This is a genomic window from Ktedonobacterales bacterium, from assembly GCA_036557285.1.
Lineage (GTDB): Bacteria > Chloroflexota > Ktedonobacteria > Ktedonobacterales > DATBGS01 > DATBHW01.
Genome location: DATBHW010000011.1, coordinates 132,268 through 154,007 on the forward strand (window position 1 = coordinate 132,268; position 21,740 = coordinate 154,007).

At 57.9% G+C, this 21,740-nt stretch carries 19 protein-coding genes; 9 read left to right on the forward strand and 10 right to left on the reverse strand.

Translation table 11 applies throughout. The annotated features are described in order from the left end of the window. Positions 1 to 4: 4 nt before the first annotated feature. The 8 genes from VH599_04225 to VH599_04260 form a co-directional block, all read right to left on the reverse strand. Complete coding sequence (locus tag VH599_04225; GenBank protein ID HEY7347501.1) at positions 5 to 949, reverse strand: hypothetical protein; 945 nt, start codon at positions 947 to 949, stop codon at positions 5 to 7. A 14-nt stretch (positions 950 to 963) separates the two neighbouring features. Next, the gene (locus VH599_04230; GenBank protein HEY7347502.1) at positions 964 to 2,109 is read right to left on the reverse strand and encodes a serine/threonine-protein kinase; all 1,146 of its coding nucleotides are present in this window, start codon (positions 2,107 to 2,109) and stop codon (positions 964 to 966) included. 151 nt (positions 2,110 to 2,260) lie between these two features. After that, positions 2,261 to 3,931, reverse strand: a complete 1,671-nt coding sequence (locus VH599_04235) for a dynamin family protein (GenBank protein ID HEY7347503.1) — start codon at positions 3,929 to 3,931, stop codon at positions 2,261 to 2,263. Positions 3,932 to 3,946: 15 nt separating this feature from the next. Further along, a complete protein-coding gene (locus VH599_04240; protein HEY7347504.1) occupies positions 3,947 to 6,070 on the reverse strand; it encodes a dynamin family protein in 2,124 nt (707 codons plus the stop codon). Next, positions 6,067 to 7,833: a hypothetical protein gene (locus tag VH599_04245; protein HEY7347505.1), complete on the reverse strand. Its 1,767-nt coding sequence runs from the start codon at positions 7,831 to 7,833 to the stop codon at positions 6,067 to 6,069. Before VH599_04245 ends, VH599_04240 begins: the two co-directional genes overlap by 4 nt. Before the next feature lie 45 nt (positions 7,834 to 7,878). Beyond that, positions 7,879 to 8,802, reverse strand: coding sequence for a M48 family metallopeptidase (locus VH599_04250; GenBank protein HEY7347506.1), 924 nt, complete (start codon positions 8,800 to 8,802; stop codon positions 7,879 to 7,881). 123 nt (positions 8,803 to 8,925) lie between these two features. Further along, positions 8,926 to 10,056 carry a cupin domain-containing protein gene (locus tag VH599_04255; GenBank protein HEY7347507.1) on the reverse strand — a complete coding sequence of 377 codons (1,131 nt, stop codon included), beginning with the start codon at positions 10,054 to 10,056 and terminating at the stop codon, positions 8,926 to 8,928. A gap of 59 nt (positions 10,057 to 10,115) precedes the next feature. Further along, a complete protein-coding gene (locus VH599_04260) occupies positions 10,116 to 10,961 on the reverse strand; it encodes a bifunctional 5,10-methylenetetrahydrofolate dehydrogenase/5,10-methenyltetrahydrofolate cyclohydrolase (GenBank protein HEY7347508.1) in 846 nt (281 codons plus the stop codon). Between the two features lie 270 nt (positions 10,962 to 11,231). Between VH599_04260 and VH599_04265 the strand changes: the two genes are divergently transcribed. The 5 genes from VH599_04265 to VH599_04285 all read left to right on the forward strand — a co-directional run bounded on the left by VH599_04265 (position 11,232) and on the right by VH599_04285 (position 16,396). Continuing rightward, complete coding sequence (locus tag VH599_04265) at positions 11,232 to 11,582, forward strand: hypothetical protein (protein ID HEY7347509.1); 351 nt, start codon at positions 11,232 to 11,234, stop codon at positions 11,580 to 11,582. A 271-nt stretch (positions 11,583 to 11,853) separates the two neighbouring features. Beyond that, positions 11,854 to 13,284: an RNA polymerase factor sigma-54 gene (gene rpoN, locus VH599_04270; protein ID HEY7347510.1), complete on the forward strand. Its 1,431-nt coding sequence runs from the start codon at positions 11,854 to 11,856 to the stop codon at positions 13,282 to 13,284. Positions 13,285 to 13,736: 452 nt separating this feature from the next. Beyond that, positions 13,737 to 14,993, forward strand: coding sequence for a hypothetical protein (locus VH599_04275; GenBank protein HEY7347511.1), 1,257 nt, complete (start codon positions 13,737 to 13,739; stop codon positions 14,991 to 14,993). 39 nt (positions 14,994 to 15,032) lie between these two features. Continuing rightward, positions 15,033 to 15,863 (forward strand): C40 family peptidase, encoded by an 831-nt coding sequence (locus tag VH599_04280; protein HEY7347512.1) that lies wholly within the window; start codon positions 15,033 to 15,035, stop codon positions 15,861 to 15,863. 8 nt (positions 15,864 to 15,871) lie between these two features. Then, positions 15,872 to 16,396: a gamma carbonic anhydrase family protein gene (locus VH599_04285; GenBank protein ID HEY7347513.1), complete on the forward strand. Its 525-nt coding sequence runs from the start codon at positions 15,872 to 15,874 to the stop codon at positions 16,394 to 16,396. On the opposite strand, the gene VH599_04290 is transcribed toward VH599_04285, so the two are convergent. Beyond that, positions 16,393 to 16,797, reverse strand: coding sequence for a cytidine deaminase (locus tag VH599_04290; protein HEY7347514.1), 405 nt, complete (start codon positions 16,795 to 16,797; stop codon positions 16,393 to 16,395). The genes VH599_04285 and VH599_04290 overlap by 4 nt on opposite strands. 126 nt (positions 16,798 to 16,923) lie before the next feature. Between VH599_04290 and fmt the strand changes: the two genes are divergently transcribed. Further along, entirely contained in the window at positions 16,924 to 17,910 is a 987-nt protein-coding gene (gene fmt / locus VH599_04295; protein ID HEY7347515.1) for a methionyl-tRNA formyltransferase, read from the forward strand. Then, on the forward strand, positions 17,903 to 19,009 hold the full coding sequence (gene rlmN / locus VH599_04300; GenBank protein ID HEY7347516.1) for a 23S rRNA (adenine(2503)-C(2))-methyltransferase RlmN: 1,107 nt from the start codon (positions 17,903 to 17,905) through the stop codon (positions 19,007 to 19,009). The genes fmt and rlmN overlap by 8 nt, the downstream gene beginning before the upstream one ends. Positions 19,010 to 19,066: 57 nt before the next feature. On the opposite strand, the gene rpmB is transcribed toward rlmN, so the two are convergent. Further along, on the reverse strand, positions 19,067 to 19,264 hold the full coding sequence (gene rpmB, locus VH599_04305; GenBank protein ID HEY7347517.1) for a 50S ribosomal protein L28: 198 nt from the start codon (positions 19,262 to 19,264) through the stop codon (positions 19,067 to 19,069). A gap of 194 nt (positions 19,265 to 19,458) precedes the next feature. Between rpmB and VH599_04310 the strand changes: the two genes are divergently transcribed. Together VH599_04310 and VH599_04315 are read left to right on the forward strand one after the other, a co-directional pair. After that, a complete protein-coding gene (locus VH599_04310) occupies positions 19,459 to 19,848 on the forward strand; it encodes an Asp23/Gls24 family envelope stress response protein (protein HEY7347518.1) in 390 nt (129 codons plus the stop codon). Between the two features lie 157 nt (positions 19,849 to 20,005). Further along, positions 20,006 to 21,706, forward strand: coding sequence for a DAK2 domain-containing protein (locus tag VH599_04315; protein ID HEY7347519.1), 1,701 nt, complete (start codon positions 20,006 to 20,008; stop codon positions 21,704 to 21,706). Positions 21,707 to 21,740 lie beyond the last annotated feature (34 nt).

Sequence of the window (21,740 nt, forward strand, 5' to 3'; positions counted from 1 at the left end):
AGAATTATCCGACGCTCAGGCCGCTGCCCAGTATCCATCCTTCCTCTGTGACACAGCGGGCAAGTGCTTCAGACGATAGATAAGCGGGCTTTGCGAAGAGAACGCCAAGCTGATTTGTAGTATCCAGGTGAGCCAGCCATCTCACGGCTGCTCGAACCTGGGCCTGGTCGCGGATGGCGATGTGTGGGTCAAGAGGATCGGGTACAAGACCAGGCCAGATTTCGGCGAAGATGATGGCTGGCCCCCGGTCGGAGGTGGGGGCAGGCGTAAATCCAGTTTCCAACGGCCAGATGTGGCTTACACTTTCCAGAGCCGGGTCGCTGCGCAAGCGGGAGATGGCGGGAATACCGACCAGCGCCTGCCCGCCGACGCTGCCGACACCATAGAGCTTCCAGGTAGGCTGTATCCCGCGTGTCTTGTATTCGGTCAGACGAAGGCGATCCAGGGATAGCCCAGCGCGAACCGGATAGGGATAGCTGGGGCTGGTTGGAGCCAGCGCAGACAGGCGCATTCCAGAGGGACAGCCCCAGAGCGGTCCGGGGACTGGGCCGTCGCACCGGGCATTTAGGGCAGCAGCAACCTGAAAGCGGTTATTCGCGTTGGTGGCATCATCAACCATCAATCGTTGTAGCTCTTCCCAGAGCTTCCGCCAGGGTGGGCTATCGCCGCTGAGTCCTAGAGCGGCGCTGTATCCAGCGGGGTATCCAAGGGGGAAATCGAAGCCAAGCAATACCCTCCTCCCGGCCCCCATATGCTGAAGCAGCCGCGTGCGGAGGTAGTCAATACAGGCATGCCTTGTGCGCCAGTAGATTTCGCTGCAAGATGTTTCAGCGGCCTGATTAGGCGCAAACCGTTCGCCAACCCACAACGCATCGCGGGTCGGCGCTGCCGGACTGGGCGCGCTTCGTGCGCTCCAATCAACGGCAAGATAGACATCGAAGAGGCGCATGCTGTAGCTCTGCCTCAATGCGCCAGGAGATAGGCGAGTCCTATCACTGCCGCTACAATGATAGCGATAATGCAGCCCACAGTATTCGAGCGCGCTGCGCGTTTAGCAGCAGGCGAAGGCTGCCAGCTTGGCTGCTGCGCAGATCGTTGAGGCGCCGCTGGCTGCCTCGGCCATGCTTGTGGCGTCGGCATCTGGCCTGCTGGCGGGTATGGAGCCGCCGGGTGAGGTGTGGGGGAGCGCGCGGGCTGTGGAGCCGCTGGTCGCGCTGCTGCCGCAGCATGCTGAGAGGCAGGTCTAGTTGCCGCAGCCGAAGCCGCGCCAGCCTGAGACACTGGCTCTGCCTGGGCAGCTTCTTCGAGCGCGGCAGCAAATGCCCGTATGCTTGCAAAGCGTTTCGCCGGATCTTTCGCCAGCGTTCGCATCACGACCCGCTCAACTGCTGGGGAGATAGTTGGCGCCTTCCCGCGCAAGGGCGGAGGAGCCGCCGTAAGGTGTTGTTTAGCCTGGTCGGCGGGAGACCCCTCAAAGGGCAGTGAGCCGCTGAGCCATTCGTAAACCATGACTCCCAGCGTATACTGGTCACTGGCCGGGGATGGTTTCCCCTGAAACTGCTCTGGAGCCAAATAGGCCGCTGTGCCCTTGATCGCTCCAGACCCCTCAGGCGTCTGCATATCTGCCGATTGGTACGCAGCCGCGAGATAAAAGCCACTGAGCAAGGTTTCGTCGTGCCGCCCCAAGAGCAGGTTTTCCGGCCTCAGCGCCTGATGAATAACTCCTTGCTCGTGGGCATATTGCAAAGCATCGGCAGCTTGTTTGATGGCAGGTAAGATCGTCTCCAGTGCAACTGGCTCACCACCAGGGTAGCGCCGGCGCAGTGTGCCGCCGGGCGCGTAGTCCATCACCAGGAAGGCGCTCTGGTCCTGAACATCGAAACCCAGTATACGCGCGATATGAGGATGGATAAGCGCGGCAAGGGCGCGCGCCTCCGCGCGAAAAGTATCGATCTCTTCCGTTGTTGTCAGTGGACGCCGCAGAAGCTTGATAACAACATTGATGCGCGAGTAGCGTTGCTCGCCACGATATATCTCAGCAGTGGCGCTCTCTGCTAGTAAGCTGGTAAGCTGATATACGCCAAACTGTTGGCCCACCCGGTCAGCCATCGGCTGCCTCCTCTCGTGAGGAGCTATCGAGCTGTTTCTGTGGTTTCCAGCCCCTCATTCGTATTGTAGGGCCGCTAGATTGGCGCGTCAAGAGAATTATCACGTCGGGGCGGTCGGCGGTATCCAACGAAGAGAAGTCAGCGAACAGCGGTTAGAGGGCAAGTGTTTGTTGAACCTCATCGAGCGCCTGCTGAAAATCGTTGGCCCACTTGACCAGCCCGCGATAATAGCCCTCAATCTGGTGCGCGGCTTGAAGGCTGGCTGATGGTTCCATAGTTGGCTGATGAGTCTGCCCAAAACGCCGGACCAATATTTCCACTTGCTCAAGGTAGGTTTCCGCCTCTCTTCGCAGCGCCGGAAGCACCTCAAGCGCGCCTTGCTCCACCGTTTCGAGCAGCTTCTGCCTGGCGTCCTCGGTGAGCAGCGCCCTGGTAATCCAGTTGACGAACATGGGGCCAACGAAGCCGCTTTCCAGCCAGGTATTCAGGACCATGCCAGCCCCAACGGCCAGCTTTGCCGAAGCATCTTTGATCGTCCCCATCTCGATGGCTCCCTTTGCTCCTGGCTCGAAGATAAGAACCGGAACGGCTAACTCCCCAAGCTCGTGCCTGGTTCTTTGATTTACTGTGCGGGCATAGGTCATGATGGCTCCCTCAAAGCAGAGGCGCAGCTTCTCCTTGGAAGCCCAGCGCTCGTCGGAGTCAATGAGGTCTTGCGCATGCTGCACACAGTCCTGAATAAATCGTTCGCCGAGCTTTCCTAGATTGCTTTTGAACACACTGAGACCCAGCAGAACATCATCGGCCTCGCGCTTAAACTGCGCCTGGCGTTGAGCCAGCGCGGCGGTTTCCTGCCTCTCCAGTTCCGAGGTCGTTTGCTGAGTCTCGGCCAGGCTTGTTTGCAGAATAGTGTGCGCCCTGCCAAGATAGTAGGTGAGGATGCCTAAGCGGGACCGCGCGATCACTTTCTCAAGGGTTGGACTGTTCAAAAGGGCTTCCAACCATTGCTCGAACGCGCGCAATCCGGCCACAGCGTCGTCCTGCTGCTGGCCGGTTTTCCGCGCCTCCAGCGCCCCCCTGGCCTCGGTGGCGAACACGGCTGGACACCCTATCAAGGTGTTGCCATGCCCCTCCAGGCTCGCGCGCGCCCAGACCAGCAGGTCGTCTTTGTCTTCTGCATCAATCATATCGAGCCGATTGACGATAAAGACGAGATTGCCTTGAAGTAGTTCCTGCGCTCGCTGCGCCGCCGTTCTTTCTTCGTCAGACAGCAACTTGACCGCTGAAAGCACCATGACGGCCAGATCGGACCGCGCTAATTCCTGGTAGCAGCGTTCAGTGAGCGTCGGGGTATCCATCAATCCTGGCGTATCAGCCAGTATACACCTATGCTTCAGGAGAGCGAGCGGCAGGTGAATCAAGACTTCCTCACCGCCTGTCGGCGCTTTGGCGCCAGCGCCCGAAAGATCGAGGAACACGTATCGGCCAATCTCATCAAGCAAAATAGACTCTTCACGCGCTTTGCCATCTGGCGAGCGGTGAACGACGCTGGCTGACGCCTGCGGCGCATAGCAGACTTTGGTGATGACGCCAGTGGCGCGATTGGCGCGCGCGGGGAGCAGCGACCAGCCCATGATCGCGTTGAGCAGCGTTGATTTGCCAGCCTTAAAGCCGCCAAAGAAAGTGATCTGTGCTTCCTGGCGCCAGAGGACTTCCTGCAAGCTGACAATCGGCTGAAGCGCTGCCTTCAGCGGCGTTGGCGCGTGCGCTATCGGGACGGCGAAGAATGGTTCCAGCGGGGCAAGGCATTCTAGAAACTCCATCCTGCTTCTGCCCCTCTATGCCCGATGATCGGCTGGCAAGAGATGCGCGCCGCCGGTCAAATGGTCCAGTTCTTCAGGCGTAAGATGTTTCATATGGACAACCTGGCTGGCGGTATTCAGAAGTTCAAGTAATTCTGTATGCAGCCGGTCCAGGCGCAGCTTTTCCTGCTCCATAGAAAAGCCCTCCTGCTCTTTTGTATGGATAATGGACTGTTGCGCGCGCCGCGCCTCTTCAATATGATCATGCAGCGCATTTGTTGTCTGCCCGGCCAGATCGGCGAAGACCTGTTCGACGCGGCGGTAGATTTCATCCTGTTTCGTCGGCGCTTCCTTTGCCAGATTCTCGTGCAGCTTCTCGCCCAGGGGCTTGAGTACCCAGGCGCTGAAGACCGGGCCTTGCGCTACCTGCGCTAGAAACTCGTCTATGAGCAAAAGCAGCCAGCCCCAGGAGGCAAGACCTCCGAAAAAGCTAAAGATGGTGCTGACTGTTACGGCCTGCTGAAGCGCTTGTCCGAAGAACCCTTCCCAATCACGCTGTTTCAGCATACTCCCTGTCATTTGGGAGAGATCGGCCATACCCAACAGCAGGCGTGATTGCCCTGTCCCTGGCGGGTAGGGCTGGTGGTTACGCTCATTTTTTCCGAGGGCAAAGATGTTCCCAATGGCTTCAAGCTCGCGCTGAAACTCTTCTGCCTGCGCCTCGATCTCGTTGGTCAGTTTCTTGACATCCGGTTGGACCAGGGCTGGTATACTTTCGGACCATTGAGTCAGCTTCACTTGCAGATAGCTTCTGATCTCGCTTTTAATCGAAGCGACCACGCTCTCTTTGGCCTCCTGGGAGAGGAAAGACTTGAGCAAATCGCTTGCGCGCATCGCTTCCGTCAGGTTCATCAGTTTGATCGAATCTTCCGGCCAGGTATCGCGCATCCGTTCGATGAAATCAAGCAAACTGGCATATATTTTTTGTTTGATGCTTTCGCCAAAGAAGAGAATCGCGCGCTCAATATCCTTCTTAGTGAGGTCTAAGGCTGCTAAGCGCAGTTCTGCCTCATCCCGGCGCTGCTCCAGGTCTTCTAACGGCTCGCCTAATGAGTGTTTCTGCTGGGCGATGCGTCGGCGCGCGTTTGCGACGATAGAGGCCAACGTCTGAACAGCGCCTTCCAGCGACGCCGTCAGTTTCTCGTCGGTAGTGAGGAATTGCTCCAGTTCTGCTTCCAGCGCGGGCAGACCCGAAGATTCGAGGAGCGCCGTGTTGTTGGGAATGGCTATGCGTGCCTCCAGCGCGCCCCTGGCGTTCACGAAAAAGACGCGCCGGGTATAGAAGGCTTCGTCGAATTGCCCCTGTTCATCGGTGAAATGAGGCTTCAAGGATTGTTGTACCCAACCTTTGATGCTTTCGACTTCTGCCTGATCAATCTGGTTAATGCGGTTGACTACGAAGAAGACGTGATTGAGCCGTCCCACGCCCAGTTGCTCGATGTAGGCCCGCTCGGCCTCAGTCAGAATGCTGATGGCATTGAGGACAACGATGACCGCCTGCGCCTGCTTGAGAAAGTTCGTTGACACCCTTGTTCGGCTGATATGCTCGCCCAGTCCAGGAGAATCGATCAGGCGCACGCCATTGGCGCAGAAGGGGTGCTGGCATTCAATCCGCGCATACTCAACGTCTTGAAAGCGATCAAGATACTGCTGCTGCTTGAGCGTCTGAATGTCGCGCTCGCTGAGTTGAAATTCCCCGACAAAGGCATCCCAGCTTAAGCGGCGCGGCGTAGCTTTGCCTGCCTCATAGATCGCCACATCTTCACGCTCTCCATAGACCAGTTCGGTAATGATGGCTGTTGTGGGCGCGGCTCTGGCAGGAAGGGTCTTGTGTCCCAGCATTGCATTCAGCAGGGTACTCTTGCCGTTCTTGAACTCGCCCAGCACCAGTACCTTGAAGATGCCTTGCTCAATGTCGTCGGCTCTGATTCTGAGGCTGGCAGCATCGCTGATCAGTCCCAATCCTGGCAGCGCCTGGCCGTCGGTTTTCAGCGCAACGGGTGCCTGCCCTGGCTCGCCAATCAGCGTCGCTGCGTCGCGTAACACAGCCAGCAGCGCCTGCACTTTCTGCTGGGTTGCGCTAAATCCACCGCTGCTCATGCTGTCCCCTCTGCGTCCTGAAGCTGATTGAGTATGCCCCGCAGGGCAGGTATCGTCTTCTCAAGGAGGCTCGTCAACTGCTCCTGCTTTGTCGAGAGATTCTGGCGCCAGGCCAGGCTTTCTTCCAGCGCCTGCTGAATCCTGGCAAGCTCTTGCACGTAGCGATCAGCTGCTGCCTGCTTCACTTCCTGTGTGATGCTATCGAAGCGGGCGGCCACCTGCTTTTTTATCTGCCCCTCCAGTTCCTGAATCGCTTTCACCGCTGAAGCAATGATTGCCTGCCTGTCGGCGGCATCGGTCTGTTTCTTAAAGATCATGCGAATCGCCTGACCGATGCCGATAGCTGCTAGCCCCAGTGGAAGGCTTCCCAGCGGAGGGATCAACAGAATCAGACCGGCGACTTGAACGCCTGTAGCAACCTGCCCCATCGCGTGCTTGCCTCTGCGCGGCATGAGCAGCGTTTTGATCCGCGCTGGTGTGGGATCAAACTCGCCCGTCCCCTCCTGAAGCGTGGCGCGCTGGCCCTCCAGCAGTTCGCGGAAATCTTCCTCGATCAGATGGTTGACTAGCTTCATCTCTGTCGCCAGTTGGCTTCTCACGGCATCCAGTTGGGAGGTAAAAAACTCGGTCCAGAGCGCCTCAATATAGCCCGGTAGGTAGCGTTTGAGCGTAGCAATGTCTTGAGTGGATGCCACTTCGCCAGGAAGCTGCTGCTGCAAAGCGGCGCTAAAGCCTTCGATCTCGCGCAAGAACTGCGCTTTCAGCATGGTATTGATAAAGGTTTCGATGCGCTGCTGGACCCGCTCGACCCGCGATGGCAGCCACTGCTGCTGCGTCTCAATCTTGCTCAGCAGGTCTTTCAGATCCGCCTCATTGGTCATAAGCAGCGCCTGCTGCCGCGTAGCGGCTTCTTCCAGGGTCGCCAGGCATAGCGCGGCCCCCTGATGCAGACTGGTGATATGCAGCGCCTGGTGATGCTCGGCCAGATCGTTCCTGACCAGGCGCATTATCGCCTCGTAGCCGCTATCAATGCCGCTCGCTTCGGTATCCTTTCCTCGATTGATGTGCGCCGCTGAGAAGCTGATGATCGCAGGCTGGCTCTCGAATGGTCCCAGGAAGGTGCGGGCACGCTCGACCAGTTCAGGCTGCTCTTCTTTTTCAATCAGGTCGATCTGATTGATGACCAGCGTGACGCGCTCCAGGCCGAAGGTCGAGTGTAGTATCTCCCGTACAAAGGCGCGTTCCTCCTCCGAGAGCAAGGCCACCGCTTTGAGCGTCAGGAAAACATAATCTGTGCCTGTTAGCAGTTCTTTCCATTCGGCAGCGGCGCGCGCAGCGCCGATGCTTTCCAGCCGGAATCTGGTGGTTTTGAGCAGATCAGCAGGTGTCCTGACTTCCAGGGAGCGATATTGGTCGGCATGTGTATCAGGACTGGTCAGAAAGGCGCGCAGGTTTTCTGGCGGGAGCGCCGTTGTGCCGCCATCTTTGCCATATAGCTCGACGGAAAGCGTCTCCCCATAGCCTATCTCGATGGGAATAGGCGCTTTGGGAATGGGCGAAGCTGGAAGCAGCGTAGGTTGACCGATCAGGGCATTAGTGAGCGAACAGCGCCCGGAGCCGGTAAGACCAACGATCAAGATGCGTAAGGCGGATTGGCTGGTATGCTCCTGGACAGCAGCGATCAAATCTAGCAGTTCCGGTTCTTCAAGCGTCTGGGCGGCGTTTCTTAGCTGCCCTAGAAAGGAGGCAATCGTCGTTGGCATAGTGTTGCTGACCTCCATGTAAACGTTCTGGCTTCCGAAGGGCGCTTATGGCTGAACGATCTGGCTCACGCGCCGGTTTAGCTCCTCACGGCTGAGCAATACCTTGTCTTCTGGCCTGGGCTTACCAGAGAGGGTATAGTAAGGTTCAGAATCGGCAAACAGGCGCAGAGCCTCAATACGTTTAGGGATAAGCGGGTGGGCAGCGGCCAGTTCCCGAAGCTTTGCGAGAGTGTGATACTCCTGAACCTCTTTGGAGCGGCGCAGGAAGTCTTCCATATCTACGCGATCAGCGTCGGCCAGGCCGGTGACAAGCCGCAAAAGTGAGCGCTCAGCGACGGCAATATCGCCACAGCACAGCAGGCCCGCGCGATCCGCCGTTACTTCTGAGCGGCGCGCCCAGGCCATCAGGGGAATGCCAGCCGTCAGGCGCAGCGCCTCGCCGATTGGGCCAAGCTGGCCCAGGGCGGCATTTGTCAGCGCCGAGGCCAGGGTGTGATAGACCATGTGTCTGGAGGCGATATGGCCGCACTCGTGCCCAACGACAAACGAGGCTTCTTCTTTGGTGAAGTGCTTGCAGAGCGTAGAAGAGATGTTGATGAAGGCATACTCATCGGTGCCTGCGGTATAGGCGTTGAAGAGCGCGACATCGTGCCTGGTGACGGTATGGGGAATGGGAATGCCCAGCACTTTGGCGCAGTGTGACAACACCTCAAAGATGTCGGGAAAAGATCGATCATCTATGAAGATACTTCTGGCAAGATCGTAGCCGAACTGGTAGCTGACCAGCACATCGAGTGCTTTATTCATCACCGATTTGACCGGCGTGGCATTGAGGGTGCGGATAATCCAGCCGTCTACCGGATGAGCGTACAGCGGGGCGGAATCACCGCCCTGGAGTCCATCGCTAGCCTGGCGTTCAAGGTAGTCTTGAAAACGCTGAAAGTTCTGACCCTGATAGATGATAGTCACTCGTCGCCTGCCTTTCAGGCTATTTAATAGGTGATCTTCCGGCCTCCCATCGCTGTGATACAAAATAGCAGAGTTGATGGGTACGTGGCAAGGGGTGAGCAGTAGTAACGGATACCGCGCCGCTCAATGTCCCTGTTCCTGTTGGTGCGCTTCAGCAACGTTCGACAGCCCTTTGAGGGGCACAAACGTTCCGATGACCTCCTGATGCTCCGCCAGCGTCTCTTCCCGATAGAGATGCAGCGGCTCCAGGACGGGCCGGTCACTGATGGCAAACAGGTCTGCTCGTTCGAGCGCCTCGTGGTCTACGCTGGCCCAGGAGGGAGTCACGAAGCTATCACCCGGCCCCCAGTCAAAGCGCACCCCATTGATCACGGAGCGACCAGTGCCCTGATAGACGACATAGACGGAACTGCCCGTTTTGCGCCGGGAGGGCGTGCGCGAGCCGGGATAGAGGCGGTGCATCTCGCAGGCAAAGGTACTCACTGCCGGGCTGCCGTTGAGGGGGTTGACGAACTCCAGGCTGCTCATTGGGCCGCCGCGCGCCTGGCGCAGCGATTCGAGCGTTCGCTCCGTCTCGGCCCAGCGGTAGCGCAGGAGCGGGGAGTGAGCAACAGGAGACCGGATGCCTAGCTCGCGCAGGCCGACCCCTGCAAAACCTTGTTCGGAGCGGTTGTGTGCTTCCACTGGCTGCAACTGGTCCGGGTGGTTCTCGAAGAAGATGGACTCCAGCGTCGTCAGCAGCGGCAGGTCCAGACCATCAAACCAGACCATCGGCTGGTCACTCTGATTGTTGTGGTCATGCCAGTTCCAATTCGGCGTCAGAATCAGATCGCCCGGCTCCATGTCGCAGGCGTCGCCGTTAACGGTGGTATAGACACCTGAGCCGGTGAGGACAAAGCGAATGGCGTTGGGTGTATGCCGGTGGGCGGGCGCTGATTCATGCGGCCCCAGGTACTGAAACGCTGCCCAGAGCGTCGTGCTGGTGAAGGGCAGCCCCCTCAGCCCCGGATTGGCGAGTGCGAGGACGCGCCGATCACCCCCTCGTTCGAGGGTGATCAGTTCGCCAGCGCGTCTGGCGAGCGGCAGTACGTCTGCCCACTTCCAGAGCCAGGCCAGCGTGGTAGGCAGGGGTACTTCGGGCATGAGTTGCCTGGCGATCTTCCAGAGCGGCTTCAGGTCGCGCGCCGCGAGCGCCCCACAAAACTCATCATAGCCAACTTCGACGGTCTGCGCGTGGCTGATGTCAAGGCCCATGATGGCTCCTCCTTATTATCGGCGCTGGCTCCCCGCTCTATCGCTCTTAGGAAGCCCGGCTATTCGACCTCTGGCCCCATCAAGGTGTGGCGGATAAGCATCAAGTTGGTGAGCGGGCCGAGTCCGCCAGGAACAGGGGTGATAGAAGCAGCTATGGTGCTCACGCCTGCAAACTCTACGTCGCCGACGATGCGACCATCTACATCATTGATACCAGCATCAAGCACTACTGCGCCCGGTTTCACCATCTCGGCGGTAATCAGCTTTGGGCGCCCGGCACTGGCGACAAGAATATCTGCTGTGCGTGTGATCTCAGCCAGGTTGGGGGTCTGAGAATGGCAGATGGTGATGGTTGCATGCTGGTGCAGCATCAACAAGGCAATGGGTTTACCGCCGACGTTGCTGCGCCCGACGATCACTGCATGCTGCCCGGCCAGGGGAATGTTGCTAGCGCGCAAGAGTTCGCGCACAGCAGAGGCGGTGCTGGGGACAAAGCTGGGGAAACCGAGCATCATATTCCCTGCGTTGCGCGGCCCCAGCCCATCTACATCTTTCTCTGGCGCGATGACTTCAGTCACCCTACGCTGTTGGATATGCGCTGGCAGGGGCAGTAAAACTACGATGCCCTGCAAGAGCGGGTCGGCGCTCAGATTGCCAACAGCCTGGCGCAGTTCCTCTTCTCCCACACGAAACGGGAAGGTATGGCTGATACATTCCAGACCAATCTCGGCGCAGGAGCGTGCAACCTGGTCGCTGTAGAGCCGCGCAGCCGGATGCGCGCCTGCAATGACCAGGGCTAGCCGGGCAAGGTGGCCGCGTGCGGCGTGATACGCGCGCGCGCGCGCTTGTAATTCGATTTTGATTTGCGCGCTGAGCGCGCGGCCATCAAGTAACGTTGCTGGCATTGGCTCCCCTGCTCTGCTGTGTCTTCAACTTGCCCGCAAACCTACATCTGTAATATAGCCGCATGGGGCCGCCTCACGCAAGGCCAGGTGATTAAGCAAAGAGAGAGCAATCTATCGTGTGACAGGTTATTTGATGGCACGCTTATTGCTACCAGGCGAGGCGAGGTTTCACAGTCCCTTAGTTGTATTCTATTGTGAAGGCAACGGGCGCTTTGCCAGTGCCCGTTGGAAGGATGCGCACAGGAAAGGCGCAGGAAGGAAATAAGGTATATGGCGAAGGAGATGCGGGACGGCCATACAGTTACGACTGTCGTTGAGGCGGGTCGTAAAGGGGGGCGAACGGTCAAAGAAAAGTATGGCCCCATCTTTTATGCGCAGATCGGCAAGAAGGGCGGCCAGACGATTGCCACGGAGCGCGGGTCTGGATACTACTCGGAGATTGGTAAAAAGGGTGGGGAAGCGGTACGAGATCGGCATGGCTCGCTATTTTTCTCGGAGATTGGTAAAAAGGGTGGGGAAGCGGTCAAGGTTAAACACGGTCCTGACTACTATTCCCGAATCGGCAAGAAAGGTGGCGAGGCGCCCCGCCGGGCTGATCGCCGCCATCTGGTTGATCTGTAGCTTGCCCGGTGATCTTCGCTTTTCTATAACGACCACGCTATAACAACGAGAGCACCACCTCAAAGAGCGGTGCTCTCGCTGCTTGTCTCCTCGATCCATTCACCCCTTTTCGCTCACCTCGTTCCAAGAATAGAAGCTGCTGGGACGGTTGGATGAAGGCCAGATGAGAACATGGTTGATGCCCGAAGCGATGGTTGAGATTGGCACGGATTTTGCGTCCAGCCAGAAGGTTGGTACATTTCCGCTACCCAACAAGGGAGGAGCCTCACCCATGTCTATGGACTTGAACCAGACATATACGCCGGTGCAGGTCCAACGTGCGTCCCCGCAGCTCGTCGCTGCTAACCATATTCTGGCGTTGTCCTCAGCTGAACTTCAGTCCTTAATTAACAAGGAGATGGCTGAGAATCCGGCGCTCGAAATGGAAGAGAACCCGATCTGTCCGAGCTGTGGCCGTACTCTTCAGGGTACGGTCTGCCCAAATTGCCTGTCGCTTTCATCTTCTTCGCAGCAAATTTCGGACCGCGACGAATTCGTTGATGAGTCTGCGCTGTGGCAATTCCAGGCAACATCGGGCGGTGGTGATGACGAGGAATTTGACCCCACGACGCATGTCCCTGCACAGATGAGCCTTGCTGAGCATTTGACACTTTCACTTCAGGCTCAGTTACCCTCCAAAGATGCTCAGATGATCGAGTATCTGGTTGGCAATCTCGATGATGATGGTCTGTTACGTTGCACTGCTGATGAAGTGATGGGGCTGTTTGGTGTGTCCCTGGAGCGCGTTGAGTGTGCCATTGCACACCTGCAAGCGATGGAACCCATTGGAGTGGGCGCCCGTGATGTGCGCGAATGCCTGCTCATTCAGTTAAAGTATATTGAAGGGCAAGGGCTGTATCAGCCCTATGCCTATGAGGTCATTGACCGCTATCTCACTCAACTGAGTGAGCATAAGTACGGCCAGATCGCTGCCCAATTAGGGATCACGAGCGAGACGGTTCATCAGGTCAGTGAGTTTATCAAGCGCAACCTCAACCCCTTTCCTGCGCGTGGCTACCTTGGCTCAAATCTGGGAGATAGTGGCGAACATACCGGCCATGTGATGCCGGATGTGATTATCAGCCGTCGGCCCCTTCATGTGGGCTACCTCTATGACGTGGAGGTGGTTGAGTCGAAGCGTTTCTATCTGCACGTCAGTTCCTCCTATTCGCAGCTCTATAGTGAGGTGAGTGGCCGTCACTCGCTGCTGACTGAAGACGAACGCCGCCATATCCAGCAGTACGTGTCGCGCGCCAAGCTTTTTATTGCCAACATCAACCAGCGTCGCCAGACGCTGTACAAGATTACCCGCTGCCTGGTGGACCTTCAGAAAGAATTCCTGGATCAGGGCATTCGCCATTTACGTCCCCTGACCCGCGCGCGGGTCGCGTCGGAATTGGGTATGCACGAATCAACGGTCAGCCGGGCTACGGCTGCCAAGTTCGTGATGCTGCCAAGCCGCGAGGTCATCCCTTTTAGCAACTTCTTTGTAGCCAATTTAAGCGTGAAGGATGTCATTAAAGACCTGATTAGCCATGAGTTGACCCCTCTGACCGATCAGGAACTGGCCGATATGCTCTGCGAGCGCGGCATCCAGGTCGCGCGGCGGACGGTGGCAAAGTATCGTGAGCAACTGGGAATCCTGCCTTCCTCGCTGCGATGAAGGGTCATGGGTTCCCGTATCCCAGAAGCAAATCGGCGTGGGAGCAGCTAGCTGCTCCCACGCGCTCTTTTTTGAGGGCGAGCTTCCTTCTTGCCTCTTGTTCCCTGGGCATGCTATCATGGGCGTGAAGCGCGTAGCACCCGGGTTCATCGGCGCTATGTCGCTTTGAGCGCCAGGGGTGTGTTGTGATGAAAGAATGAAATTGATGCGGGAAATACCAGGATGCAGCAGAAACCCTCGCCACAGATTGCCCACCAGGAGGCTGTGCTATCTGAATCTATCCATAAAAGCACCCAACCGCCGCGCGCAGGGTCTCAGCGTGAGCAGCCCTGCCTACAATGCGGGTATCCGATGAGTGATCTCAAGGGTGGTCATGAGGCTATCTGCCACAATTGTGGCTTTAAGGATAGCTGCTGCTATTAATCCCGCAGGGAAGGTGGAATTACCCCATTATGGCACGCTGGTTGTATTGGCTTCTCCTGGCTGTTCCCATAGCTTTTCTGGCCTGGATTTTCAACTGGTCGGAGATACTGGTTTTTGTGGCTTCCGCTATTGGCCTGATTCCCCTGGCCGGGTTAATTGGGCTGGCGACTGAGGAACTCGCCGAGCAGGTCGGCCCGCTGGTAGGTGGGCTGCTCAATGCCACGTTTGGCAATGCTCCAGAGTTGATTATCGGCATTGCGGCGTTGAGTTCGGGGTTGCTGGATGTGGTGCGAGCCTCCATTACTGGCTCGATTATTGGCAATACCTTGCTGGTCCTGGGGACCGCGCTCTTAATTGGTGGTTGGCGCAATGGCCGCCAGTATTTTGATGCGCGCAATGCCGGGCAGTATGCCTCGATGCTGGCTCTGGCGGTTATCGGCCTGGTTTTGCCCGCGCTGGCGAATACCGTTGGCCTCTCTGAGAGTGGGGAGGGTCTTCTTCACCCGAAGGTTAATATTGACGCTATTAGCATTGCGTTCTCGGCCATCTTGCTGATTAGCTATGGCGCCTACCTGGCCTATACGGTCTTTCATGTGCGCGATAAGCCCCGCCGGGAGCCAGAGGATGTGCGCGAAGGCGAGATTCCGGCCCCAGAAGAGGAGGGGCCGCCGCTGGTCCCCCCCAGCGCCGTTCTCGCTGATGAACAACAGAAAGAGTTGGTTGAGGAAGCCAGGGCTGCTCGTGCAAAGACGCATGCAGCGGCGCATCCAGCTACAGCAAAATCTGCGTCGAAAGGCCACCACACTCGGAAGCGGATTTCTTTTAAGGAGATCTGGCGTCCAGTGGTTTTGCTTGCCGGGGCAACGGTTGCTACCGCTTTGGTGAGCGAACTGTTGGTTGGCGCGATTGAGCCGGTCACGGAAGCCTTTGGCTGGTCTCAGGTCTTTATCGGCCTGATCATTGTACCCATTGTGGGTAACGCCGCCGAACACTCCAGCGCGATCACGATGGCTGTGAAGGATCGCATTGATGTAAGCATGGCAATTACCGCGGGTTCCTCCATTCAGGTCGCTTTGCTGGTCGCGCCAGTCCTGGTGCTGGTGAGCTTCCCCCTGAACCCGAACCAGCCGCTTGATCTGCTCTTCAAGCCGTTGGAGTTGGTCGTTTTTGGTCTGGCGACCTTCCTCTACCCCTTGATTAGCCTGGATGGTGAATCAACCTGGCTGGAGGGACTCTTGCTGCTGTCGTTCTATCTGATGGTTGGCGTGGTCGCGTTTTACTTATAGCCATGTTCTAGATATGCTGAAGGGCCGGGTAAGGACAACATGCAAGCAGCAATTTGTGTGGGGGTGGCTGATGTCCGGCGTGATCCAGATGCCGCCTCGGAGTTGGTGACTCAGGCGCTGCTGGGCGCAAAAGCCGAGCCTGGCCCTATCCATGACGATTGGCAGCAGGTGCAACTGGTGGATTATGCGGGCTGGGTGCATGCTGAGCATCTGGCCTCCCCTCCATCTGCTGGAACGGTTGATGAGGTAATCGTCGTGACGGCCCTGACAACGCCGCTTTATCGGGCTGAAGAGGGTGATATACAGCGCGATTCGCTCTTCTGCTCGACGGTTTTGCCACTGGCGCACGCGCCCACTGGCACTGAGCGGCTGGCGGTATCTTTGCCTGGCGGCGTGGTTGGCTGGGTAAGCGTTTCAGATGTCGCGGTGCGCTCAGGTATGCAGGCATTTCCCCAGCGAGAGATGGCCTTTGTGGTCGAGACGGCGCGGCGCTTCCTGGGAACGCCCTATCTCTGGGGTGGCACGACCTGCCAGGGCCTCGATTGCAGCGGCTTTGTCCAGCTTTGCTTTCGCATGGCAGGTTATAGGCTGCCACGCGATTCCGCGCAGCAGTTTGCTGCGCTTTCCACTGTGCCTGAAGGCGAGCCAGATTTCGGCGATCTGCTGTTCTTTGCGAAAGAGGGTCGGATTGTTCATGTAGCCATCTCGCTGGGCCAGGGCAAACTGCTCCATGCCGAAGGTGTCACCTGGAATAAGGTGCTTTACCAGAGTATGAACCCGCGCCACGCGGACCGCTACAATCACCGGCTGGTGGAATTGTATTGTGGCGTGCGCCGGGTGATTGGCGCGGGCGTCAGCGCAGAAGTATAGAGGATGGTATGCCCATTTTGCCTTATCAAGGAAAATGGCCGAGTATCGCGCCCGATGTCTTTATTGCTGAGGGCGCCATGATTATTGGGGATGTGACCATTGGCGAGGGGTCCAGCGTGTGGTATAACGCGGTGGTGCGCGGAGATACCGCGCCCATCAGGATTGGCCGCCGCACCAATATTCAGGATAACTGCACGCTGCATGTAGATGAAGATGCTCCCTGTGTTATCGGCGATGAATGCAGCATCGGGCATGGCGCGGTGGTGCATGGAGCGGTACTGGGGGATCAGGTGCTGGTGGCGATGAACGCCGTTATCCTGTCGCATGCTGAGATCGGCTCAGAAACGATTATCGGCGCGTGCGCGCTGGTTGGGGAGCATAAGCAGTTGCCTAGCGGATCGCTGTATGTCGGTATTCCCGCAAGGATGACGCGGGCGCTCAGCGATGCCGAGCGGGCCGACCTGCCCGCCCGCGCCGCGCGTTATTGGCGCTATGCAGCCAGTCACCAGGCATCGCGGGAGCAAAAAGGCTAATTATCACGGCGCTCCAGGCTGAAGGCGAAGGGAAGCAGATCTTCGATACGGAAGTCGCGGTCTATGCCATCTATGGAGATCGTGGCGCGCGGCGCTAAATCAGCGATCCACTGGCGGCAAGCGCCGCAGGGTACGCGCTCCTGCGCGCCAGCCTCCGGGCGAGCGTCTATGCAGGCAACAGCAATATGGGTGATGGGGCCAGCGCCAGCGGAGATAGCAGCCGCCAGCGCCGCGCGCTCGGCGCAGAGCGTCAGTCCATAGCTGGAAATCTCGATATTGACGCCTGTGAAGATGCGATCACCAGCTTTTAGCGCCGCGCCAACACGAAAGTGTGAATAGACGCTGTGGGCATGCCTGGCAACTTCGCGCGCCTGCTGTAAAAGCGTCTCACGCTCGCTCATGGTATCTGCTCCTCTGCTGCGCTGCTCCTGCCCATGTATACGACAGTGCAGGTCTGTAAGTATAGCCCACGTCGGCAAAAGAGAACAAGGCAGAGCGAGCCTGGCAAGCTAAGGATGAAAAGCGCCATGCGATTGATCTTTATGGGAACGCCGCAGTTTGCTGTCCCGGCCCTGGAAGCTCTGGCCGGAGCGCGTACCCCTGGCTATCTGGCTCCAAAGGGGGGGGAGATTGTTGCCGTTGTGACGCGCCCGGATAAGCCTGCGGGGCGCGGGCAAGGCGTTGTGCTGTCGCGGGTGAAGGAGAAGGCGCTGGAGCTGGGCCTGCCGGTCTGGCAGCCGGGGCCACTGCGCCGCCCGGAGAATCTTGAGGAGCTGCGGCGGCTGTCGCCTGATGTGATTGTTGTTGCTGCCTTCGGGCAGATTCTGCGGCGCGAGGTGTTGGACCTGCCGCGCTTTGGCTGCATCAATGTACATGCCTCGCTGCTGCCGCGCCAGCGCGGGGCTGCTCCGATAGCTGGGGCGATTCTGGCGGGCGATCAGGTAACAGGCGTGACGATTATGCTGATGGATGAAGGGCTGGATACCGGGCAGATGCTCGCGCGTCGCTCAATTCCTATCGCGCCCGATGACACCACCGGGACACTGAGCGAGAAGCTGAGCCATCTGGGCGCAGACCTGCTGCTGGAAACACTGCCAGCATGGTTTGCTGGCAAGCTGAAGCCGCAGCCCCAGGATGAAACCCGGGCCAGCCATACACACCTGCTGAAAAAAGAGGATGGCGTCATCAACTGGCAGCTTCCCGCTGAGGTGTTGGCGCGTCAGGTGCGGGCTTTTACGCCCTGGCCGGGAACGTCTACCACCTGGCGCGGCAGAACCCTCAAGATTCTGCGCGCTGCGGCCCTTGAAGCGGGGATGCTCACAGAGCAACATGAGCCAGCAGGCAAGGTTAGCCTGCTGACTGGAGATGGCGCAAAGGCGCTGGCGGCGCGCTGTGGCGAGGGGTTCTTACGGCTAGACGTGCTACAATTAGAGGGGAAGCGCGCCTTGAGCGCCGAAGAATTTTTACGCGGCCAGCCGGCCATCGTTGGTGAAACGTTAGGAACCCATGCTTGATCTACTTTCCCTTTCTCTGCCGGAGCTAGAGTCGTGGCTCAGCGAGCGCGGCCAGCCTCGCTTCCGCGCCCGCCAGGTTTATGATTGGCTCTATCGCCGGTTAGAGACCGATATTCATAAGATGCTCACCCTGCCAGAGAGCCTGCGCGAAACGCTGGCAACCGAGGCGACGGCAGGGCAGCTATCGCTGCGCCGTGAACAGGTATCGAAGGATGGGCGCACGCGCAAGCTGCTGCTGGCGCTCAGCGATGGCCGCTTGATCGAATCAGTGCTGATGCTCTTTCCGGCAACGCATGAGGGGCGGGCGCGCGCGACGGCTTGCATCTCGACGCAAGTTGGTTGCGCGCTTGGCTGCACTTTTTGCGCTACCGGGCAGATGGGCTTTGAGCGTCATTTAAGCGCAGGTGAGATTGTGGGGCAGGTTCTTTATGTGGCCCGCGAGCTACGCCGTCAGCCCTGGAGTGCGCCTGGCGGGCAGGCGATTGATCGGCTGACCAATCTGGTGCTGATGGGTATGGGCGAGCCGCTGCATAACTATGACCAGACGTTGCTGGCCCTCAAGATTCTCAACAGCCCTGAAGGTTTTGGGATGGGCGCGCGACACATGACCGTCTCAACGGTGGGCCTGGTTCCAGGGATTCTGCGTTTAAGCGAGGAGCCATTGCAGGTGAATCTGGCAATTTCACTGCACGCCCCCAACAATGAGATGCGCAGCCAGACGATGCCGGTGGCGCGCAAGTATATCATGGATGAACTGCTCGCTGCCTGCCGAACCTATGTGCAGCGCACCAATCGCCAGCTTACGTTTGAGTATGTCTTGCTGGCGGGAGTGAATGATGCTCCAGAGCATGCCCGTGAACTTGGGCAGCGCCTGGCAGCCTTTAAGCAACTGGCGCACGTTAATCTGATCCCGGTTAACGCGACCGGCGCCGCCTATCGCCCGCCGACGGGCGAAGCTATTCGCGCTTTTCGTGATGAACTGCGCGGGGCGGGCATCAGCAACAGTGTGCGCGCTGAGCGCGGCGATGATATTGCCGCTGCCTGCGGCCAGTTGAAGACCAGAGAAAAAGTGAGGACTCAAGAACTGGCGCGCTCTTGAGTCCTCTCCTTGTTGCTCAATCTACTGCTCAATAAAGCGGTTCTGCTGCAAACGTCGCTAACGGGCCTTGGGTACTTTGTTCATGGTACGCAGGCAGCGTGTGCAGATATTGACATACTGCGTGACGCCATTGATTGGCAGGCGGCGGTGCTGAACATTCACCACAAATCGCCGGTTGGTATGACGTTTCGAGTGACTGACATTGCTTCCGTACTGCGGCTTTCGCAGACAGACATCGCAGCGTCCGGCAGCCATACTCTCCACCCCCTTTACTTTGATTGCTGTTATCCTGTATGATGCACTTCGAGAGTATACCATCTCTCTGCTCGTGAGGCAAGAGCATCTGGCGGCAGGGCGAATTACTCAGGTGCGCCCCCCATCTCACCAATGCTCCTGTCCTACTTGCACCATACCTGTAACACCTTCTGGTAAGGTAGGGTTGTCTATTTATGCAAATGTCACAAACTGAGCAGACAGCAGAGCAGCGCCAGCGTCGCGGCAAAATAGAGGTTTCTCCCCAGGCCATTGGAACCATTGCTGGCCGCGCGGTCAGCGAATGCTATGGCGTTGTGGGGATCGCTGGTAAACGGCTGCGCAATGGGGCGGCGGAATTGTTGCCTGCGGAACGCTATCATCAAGGTATTGAAGTCCAGTTTAGTAACGAGCAAATCATTATTGATCTCTATGTGGTTCTGGAGTATGGCCTGCGCATCTCGGAAATTGCTCATAACATCATGGGCAACGTGAAGTTTGCCGTAGAAAAGATGCTTGGGGTACCCGTTGTCCAGGTGAATGTGAACGTGCAGGGGTTGAGGGTCAGCGCGCCCGATGCCCGCTGACCCTTCGTATGGCATCAGGTGTGCGCGCCGGGACAGTATCCTGGGTGTGGTATCACCAGAGCAGCATTTGCCAGTATCATCAAAGGAGCGTTAAGAGAGAGGTCAGGCGCTATCCTGGTCGAGCCTTACGCTCGCCTCCTCTCTTCAGAAGTTGGGTATGGAGAATACGAGTCGCAGGATTTCCCGTCCCCGTCGGATCAGCGTTTTTGATGGTCAGGACTTGAAGCAGGCATTGCTCGCTGGAGCGTCCTGGCTGGAGCAGCATCGTGAGATCATTAACGCGCTGAATGTCTTCCCGGTCCCTGATGGGGACACAGGGACTAATATGTCGGCAACGATGCGCGCAGCGGTCAAAGAGATTGCCGAAGCAAACGATAGCTCGGCAGCGGTGATTGCTGAAAAACTGGCGCGTGGCGCCTTGATGGGCGCGCGCGGCAATTCTGGCGTCATCCTGTCGCAAATCCTGCGCGGGCTGGCGCAGGGGCTGGATAAAAAGAACACCTTTACCGCGCATGATCTGGCTGGCGCGTTTCAAGAAGCGTCAAAACTTGCCTATCGCGCCGTCATTCGGCCCGTGGAGGGAACGATCTTGACTGTGATTCGTGAGGTGGCCGAGGCGGCGCAGCATGGCGCGGGACAGGGAGAAGATATTGTCGTTCAGATGCAAGAGATTGTAACTGCTGCCCGCCAAGCGGTGGCAAAAACGCCTGATCTTCTGCCTACACTGAAGCAGGCGGGAGTAGTTGATGCTGGCGGGCAAGGACTGGCTATGCTGCTGGAGGGCATGTGGCGTTCTACGCGCGGCGAGGCGATTCAAGCCATCGTGGCCGAAGCGCCAAAGCAGCAAACAGAAGTGAAAAAAGGGCGTGTCTCGGTTGAAGAAGAGTTTGGCTATGAGGTGGTCTTTCTGCTGCGCGGTCAGAACCTGAACGTCGAGGACATCCGCAATACCATTACCAGGATGGGGGGCGTCTCTACCGTCGTGGCAGGCGATGCAAAACTACTCAAGGTTCATACTCATACACTGACCCCTGGCAAGATTCTGGATTATGGTGTGGGCCTGGGCAGCCTGATGGATATTAATATCGAGAATCTTCAAGAACAAAGTTTGCGCTATGAGGCAGAGAGCAAGGCTGAGCATGCAGGGGAAGATGGGCAGGCGACGGGCGCTGCCGATGCAGAGGGCGTCGGGCGTGAGTTGGGAGAGATTGCCACCGTAGTGGTGGCGGCTGGCGAGGGCTGGGTGAAGCTTTTTGAGAGCCTGGGGGTTGGGGCGATTGTTCCAGGCGGGCAGACGATGAATCCCAGCACTCAAGAACTGTTGGCAGCGGTTGAGCAAGTAGCTTCGCCAAAAGTTATTTTGCTCCCCAACAATGGCAATGTGATCTTGAGTGCGCGCCAGGTACCCGACCTGACAGAGAAAGAAGTGCATGTCGTACCCACCGATACGATGCCTGAAGGGGTCTCGGCGCTGCTGGCGTTTAACTACGAGGCAGATTTCAATACCATCTGCGCGACGATGGACGGCGCTGCCAAGCGTGTGCAGACAGCCGAGATCACTACGGCGGTGCGCACAGTGCAGATCAATGGGCTGCATGTGCAGGAAGGGGATATTATTGGCCTGCTCAATGGGCATCTGGTTGTAGCCGATACCGAGATGCTGGCCGTTATCCGAGATACCCTCCAGCGCATGAAGGCCGAGCAGTACGAAATCTTCACGCTCTATTATGGCGAGGAGATTACCTCAGAACAGGCAGATGCAACCGCCCGGCAGATCAAATCCTGGTATCCTGCTCAAGAGATCGAAGTCCTCAGCGGAGGCCAGCCCTACTACGCCTATATTCTCTCAGCGGAATAACGACCGCTCAACTTTTGATTTGGGAGGTACAACC